Origin of the sequence: Methanococcoides seepicolus (assembly GCF_023684405.1) — an archaeon.
GTDB classification, from domain to species: Archaea; Halobacteriota; Methanosarcinia; order Methanosarcinales; family Methanosarcinaceae; genus Methanococcoides; species Methanococcoides seepicolus.
Genome location: NZ_JAGSOI010000131.1, coordinates 1 through 1664, shown reverse-complemented (window position 1 = coordinate 1664; position 1664 = coordinate 1). Strand labels below are relative to the sequence as shown.

The 1664-nt window shown below is 36.9% G+C and carries 2 protein-coding genes; both read left to right on the top strand.

Annotated features, from left to right (window positions below; all coding sequences use genetic code 11):
- The coding region (locus KDK67_RS14020) for a PAS domain-containing hybrid sensor histidine kinase/response regulator (RefSeq protein ID WP_250869466.1) at positions 1 to 1065 on the top strand (1065 nt) is incomplete at its 5' end.
- A 24-nt stretch (positions 1066 to 1089) separates the two neighbouring features.
- Complete coding sequence (locus KDK67_RS14015) at positions 1090 to 1332, top strand: ATP-binding protein (protein ID WP_250869465.1); 243 nt, start codon at positions 1090 to 1092, stop codon at positions 1330 to 1332.
- Positions 1333 to 1664 lie beyond the last annotated feature (332 nt).

The following is a 1664-nucleotide window of genomic DNA, read 5'->3' as shown; positions in this document are numbered from 1 at the left end:
GCGTTTCTAAATTCCGTCCATTCTGATGATAGAATGCTTGTTCAGGACGCTATAAATAAAGCGGTGTATGAAAATAAACCGTATAGTATTGACTACCGCATTCTCTTGCCAGATGGCTCAGAACGCATTGTTCATGAGCAAGGTGAAGTTACTTTTAATAAAGCTGGCCAGGCGATTTGGATGTGTGGGACAATACAGGACATCACCGAGCAGAAACAGATAGAAACTGCTTTACAAAAATCTGAACAGAAGTTCAGAACATTTTTTAATAATTCTAATGATCCAACCCTAATATACGATTTGGACGGTACCATCTTGGAAGTGAACGACATTGTTTGCGAATTCACAGGATACAGCCGAGATGAACTGCTGACTATGTCGATAATGGATTTGGATTCTTCAGAATATGCATCAAATGTAACTGATAATATTAAGCAATTACAAAAGGGAATACGTTCTATATTTGAAAGTGTAGCTATTTGTAAAGACGGCACTCCTATCCCTATAGAACTAAGCAATCGCATTATTGAGTATGATGGTAAACCAGCTGTCCTCTCTACTTCTAGAGATCTCACAGAGCGGAAGCAAGCAGAGGATGCAATGTTCAACGCAAAGCTTGTGGCGGAAACTGCTAACCGTACTAAGACCGAATTTCTCTCAAACATAAGTCATGAACTACGCACCCCTCTTAATTCCATCATCGGTTTCTCACAGTTGCTAAATAGCAATCCTTTCGGTAACCTGAATGAAAAAGAGATCAAGTATTCTGGAAATATTACGGATAGTGGGAAACACTTACTGGACCTGATCAATGATATTCTTGATATCTCGAAAATCGAAAGTGGGGAAGTAGAACTTGAATGTGAAAAGTTTAGTTTACCTTCCTTCATTCGTGATGTGGAAAATACAATTAAACATATGGCATATAAAAAGAACATTGAAATTTGTAATCAGTTTCGTTCTGAAAATATCGAAATTTATGCTGACAGATTAAGGATGAAACAAATCTTGTATAATCTATTAAGTAATTCCTTGAAGTTTACACCTGAGCATGGGCGTATATAGATCAGTGCTGCAAATTATGATAATATGATGGAGATTTCTGTATCGGATAACGGTATTGGTATTCCCAAAAATAAACACGGTGAAATATTTGAGACCTTCAAACAGGTGGATTCTTCAACTGCCAGAAAGTATGAGGGCACCGGTCTTGGTCTTGCACTTGTCAAGAAGTTTGTTGAAATGCATGGCGGGGAAATCTGGGTTGAAAGTGAAGTTGGAAAAGGAAGTACGTTCACATTTACAATTCCTATAAAGGGCAAAGTACAATAAAATACTTTTCAGGAGTATTAGTGATATTATTATCGGTTATATAGCACCTGAATATTAATATAAGGAATATTACTAAACTCCTCTGTTGCTATCGATATTGCCTTTCATAATGCAAAACCTGTTACTGCTATTGAGTTTACATGTAAGTTATCCATTTACACTAAGCCCATTATCCCAGTTTGCCAACCTTTCTCTCACATGAGCATTGAGAGTAAACGGCATATCACCCATAGCATCAACTCCTTATCTTTAACATTTCATTCAAGAATGTCAAAATATGTACGCTTGTGGAGTGTAACTGCTTATACCTGACATTTAATGTACACTTGTAA